This is a genomic window from Microcystis sp. M113S1 (assembly GCF_020246945.1).
Classification (GTDB): Bacteria; Cyanobacteriota; Cyanobacteriia; order Cyanobacteriales; family Microcystaceae; genus Microcystis.
Genome location: NZ_JADBSA010000238.1, coordinates 1 through 4,298, shown reverse-complemented (window position 1 = coordinate 4,298; position 4,298 = coordinate 1). Strand labels below are relative to the sequence as shown.

At 47.5% G+C, this 4,298-nt stretch carries 3 protein-coding genes and 1 pseudogene; 1 reads left to right on the top strand and 3 read right to left on the bottom strand.

The features are described from left to right. The coding region (locus tag IM319_RS11955; RefSeq protein ID WP_071784045.1) for a transposase at positions 1-113 on the top strand (113 nt) is incomplete at its 5' end. 26 nt (positions 114-139) lie between these two features. Here IM319_RS11955 and IM319_RS22720 read toward each other — a convergent pair. The 3 genes and pseudogenes from IM319_RS22720 to IM319_RS11945 form a co-directional block, all read right to left on the bottom strand. Then, a pseudogene (locus tag IM319_RS22720) lies at positions 140-301 on the bottom strand (ISL3 family transposase); the annotation flags it as partial. Between the two features lie 504 nt (positions 302-805). Further along, positions 806-1,411 carry a ribonuclease HII gene (locus tag IM319_RS11950; RefSeq protein WP_287735754.1) on the bottom strand — a complete coding sequence of 202 codons (606 nt, stop codon included), beginning with the start codon at positions 1,409-1,411 and terminating at the stop codon, positions 806-808. After that, entirely contained in the window at positions 1,411-3,579 is a 2,169-nt protein-coding gene (locus IM319_RS11945; RefSeq protein WP_287735753.1) for an Rne/Rng family ribonuclease, read from the bottom strand. Before IM319_RS11945 ends, IM319_RS11950 begins: the two co-directional genes overlap by 1 nt. Positions 3,580-4,298 lie beyond the last annotated feature (719 nt).

The window sequence follows — 4,298 nt, the reverse complement described above, 5'->3', positions numbered from 1 at the left end:
TGGTCGAGGGAATCAACAATAAACTTAAACTAATAAAACGAAGAGGCTATGGCTTTAGAAACTTTCGGAATTTTTGGGTTAGAAGTATGTTATCTTGGCATCTTGTCTGTTGATTTAGCATAAAGAGTAACGAAGAGCCTTTTTCCGTTTTACTTCCACAATAAATGCACTGGGTTTCTCTTGACATATTTTCTAAATGTAAAACAATTCCTATATCGGTAATAATTTGATAATTGGTAACGACAACTCCTTCTAGGTGAAGTAGCTCGGTCATTAACTTTAATTGTGGATTTGATGGCATAAGTATAGCTCGTGTCTAAAATTGCTGATCTTGGCTGTCTATATTTTAACCAATAAATTGCTGTATTGCAAGCATAGTCAGCTTTTAAAGATAAATTATTGTTTTTATTGGTCAGCTATAGTTGTCTGTTTTTTCTTTGATTTTACACGACAAGTTCGGAAGAGTCATTTAGGCTCTACCGAACCTGTCATGCAAAACTATCAACAACTCATGCTTGTAAAGCTTTTATACTAAGGCTTTGAGTTTTTGTTAAATTGATATTTATCAACTTTAGAGCATTGCTGGACGGAGAGGGAGCTTGCGGAATTTTCTACAGTGTAAGTTCGGAAGAACCTTCTAAAAAGCTGTAACTTTGCAGAATCAACCTAAAGACATCAAGAAATCTTAATAGCTGAAGGGTTGGAAATTTTCAGGAATATCCAGTTCAAATACTTGGTCACGAATCCGAGCCAGATAATTCCGCTAACAGCCTTTTGTCGCTCGAATTGTCACAAAGCAGCAATATTAGCAATTTGTCTGGCAGTCATGCTCCAACCTCGATTGACAGGGACTAAAAGAGCGCCGGTGCTGAGAAGTAACCCCATGGTTGCCAATCGCTTCTAGGTGTTGAGCAGTGCCATAACCCTTGTGACGAGCGAGTCCATAATCGGGATAGCGTCTGTCCCAACGAGTAATTAAGTCATCGCGCCAGACTTTGGCCACGATACTGGCTGCGGCAATTACCGGGGATTGTTGATCTCCCTGAATTACCGCCTTTTGGGGGATTGACAAATCTTTAATAATGTGCTTACCATCGACCCAGCAGAGACTGGGGGAAAGGGGTAATTTCCCGATAGCTCTGCTCATCGCCAGTAGGGAGGCATGAAAAATATTCAAGCGATCGATCTCTTTCACCGTAGCATAACCGATGCGACAAACAAAATCCCGTTGTATTTGCCGGCTCAACTTTTGCCGTTTTTGGGGGCTAAGTTGCTTACTATCCTTCACCCCCAACTCCCACAGCCGCGCAAAACCAGAGGGGACAGTGACCACTACCGCCGCCACCACGGGGCCAAATAAAGCCCCGCGCCCCACTTCATCGACACCGGCAATTAAGGGTTCTGCGCTCATTACGGCTCGGCAGTGGCGGAGGAACGACGACGACGACGACGCAGCACCGCGGTTTCAGGCTCTATTTGTGGCTCCTCTGTCACCTCGGCGCTCACCGGGGTCTCTAAAGGAATGAATTCGCCGAGAAAAACTGGAGTTTCGGTCGTAATCGGTTCGGGCGTAAAAGTCACTGGTGGACTAGCTTCTTGGTTGATTTCCTGACTAACTTCGCTAGTGGTGGAACGACGACGACGGCGCACCAAGGAACGATTTTCGGCTTCCTCGCTGGTTTCCGTCGCCTCTACTGGGGTAGCGGCGGCTGTGTCCTCGACTTCTAGGGTGGGAGTCAAGGATATTTCAGGAGTGGCAAGCATTTCTGGGTTTTCCGCCTCCCTTTCCCCTGCCAGTTTCACGGAAACAATCACCGATTTCGGGTCTTTAAACTCCTTATCCACCAGAATCAGGGGAGAAATGCCCATTAAAGAATAAACTTCCTGTTCTACCTGGGTCATTTCCACGGAAACCCGCTCCCGTTCGCTGACGGGGATATTTTTGGCGGCGCTGGCATCTTCTCCCCGTTTCGAGAGACGGGCGGGGCGTTCTCGTTTTTCCTCAAAGCGTTGGGGTTCTAATTCCGGCTCGATTTCGTTGTTAACACCGTTAGTAGAGGCTTTTTCGCCCCGTTCCTCTTTTAGTAACAGTTCCGAGGGACGACGACGACGGCGACGGCGAGAATTATTAACCTGTTCTTGATAGTTGGGATGGAAGGAAAGATCCATCCCTTGGGCGTTTTCTTCGGCCTCAAATTCGGAGAAAACTTCTAGATAGGGTTCGGCCGCCGCAACGCTAGGAGCGCTCTTATCGGGTAGAACCTTTGTATTAGTCGGAGCAACGATAAAGGTTTCTTTTTCCGCGCGGCTAAGGGTGGGGGTTTCTAGGGCGATGGCATTGCCCTCTCCGGGTAGATGGGCTAAATGGCCCAGTCCGCCGCAATGGTCACAGGTTTTGCCGAATAATTCATAAATGTTTTTCCCCTGACGCTTACGAGTTAATTCCACTAACCCCAATTCCGATAATTGGGCAATCTGGGGCCGGGCCTTATCGCTTTTCAGGGCCTTATTAAACAATTCCAGCAGTTTCAACTGGTCGCGACGGGAATCCATATCGATGAAGTCCACCACCACCACACCGCCGATATTTCTCAAGCGCAGTTGTCGGGCGATTTCTGTGGCGGCCTCGCTATTAGTCCAGAGTACGGTTTCTCGGGCCGTGGCCGAACGGGTAAAGGAACCGGAGTTAACATCAATTACCGTTAGAGCTTCCGTCGGTTCGATGATAATGTAGCCGCCGGAGGGTAAATCAACCCGGGGTTTGAGGGCCTCGCGAATTGCGGCGTTAACCCGGAAATAGTCGAGAATTGGCTGGGTTTCCCGATGGGAGTCGATATAAACCCCTTCGAGAGCTTTGCCGCCGCCCCAGTTCGTCAATTGCTGTTTAACTCGTTTTACCGCCACCGGGTTATCCACAACAATGCGATTGACATCGGCACTGTACATATCCCGCAAAACCCTTTGAATAAAGTCATCATCGCGGTTAAGCAGGGCCGGGGCCCGGCTGCTGACGGCCATCTGTTGGATGCTCTCCCACTGTTTTTGCAGAAATTCCAAATCCTCGATAATCGCTTCTTCCGCTTTGCCTTCGGCCTCGGTGCGTACCAGCAAACCCATCCCCGCCGGTTTGACCAAAATCGCTAAAGCTCGTAAACGGGAGCGCTCGTCTTCACTGCGGATGCGACGGGAAAGATTCACCCCGCGACCATTGGGCATCAATACCAGATAACGACCAGGGAGAGTGACATTTCCCGTTAGCCGCGGTCCCTTGTTGCCGGTGGGTTCTTTCATTACCTGTACCAGCACTTTTTGCTGGGGGGCCAGTAATTCCGTGATAGCACCGGCGGTTTTTTTCAGTCTTAAGGGGCCCAGGTCGGTGACATGAATAAAGCCATTGCGTTCCGCATCGCCAATATTCACAAAGGCTGCATCTATCCCGGGGATGACGTTTTCTACTAATCCTAGATAGATGTCCCCCACCTGCTGATTACCTGTGGCTACAACTAATTCCTGAATTTGATCTTCCCAAAAAACAGCCGCTATATGGTGTTGTTCGGCTATGATTATTTGTTTTGGCATTCAATTTCCTCAATCTTTCGGTTTCAAAAGCGACGGACCATGGGCTATTTGTCTATGCTTTGAGGCTACTTCTGGAAATCTGGTCTTGTTAAGAAAGTTCTAAGAAGATGAGTCCGCATCGTTAAAGCCTCATCTTGATGTTCATCTGCCTCTCAGACGTGGGAACTGAGTCTTGGTTTCAGTTGTTAAGTCTGTTTGGCCAGTGCCGGCTTGACCCACAATTAGGTAAGCACAGCCAGGAGACGAGATTTTCAATTAATCCCTGAGTCTTGCTCGATAACAGCATTTTTTATCCGTTTCCGCCAGTTCTGTCTATCAGAATCTAGGAAAAAAGGAGTTTTTGAGTTACTCCCCTCGGCAACAGGTTTCTGTGGAAGGGAAAATAGCGCACTTTTCGATTTTCCAAAAACCACGATTCTTTTAAGAAATGCTTTAATCGAGTCTTATAGACGACTATAACTCACTCGGTCACTCTCTGACAAGACGATGATCCCCTGACCAAGATAAATTTTTCGGGGCAAGAAAGGAGTCAGGAGCAATGATAGGCAATAAAATAGACATAAAAAGCTATCTAGCTGACTTTTCAGGCTAAAATTCCCTTTTTATCCCCTTTTTGCTTTCTAAAGAATTAATTAACCCGCTAGTCTAGTTAGGGTCTGCTGAAAAAGTTTTTCGGTGGGGGTTGGGGGTTGGGGGTTGGGGGATGGGGGATGGGAGAT

Coding starts and splice junctions, on each gene's coding strand:
- IM319_RS11945 (WP_287735753.1), bottom strand. CDS start 3,579: ATGCCAAAACAAATAATCATAGCCGAACAACACCATATAGCGGCTGTT.
- IM319_RS11950 (WP_287735754.1), bottom strand. CDS start 1,411: ATGAGCGCAGAACCCTTAATTGCCGGTGTCGATGAAGTGGGGCGCGGG.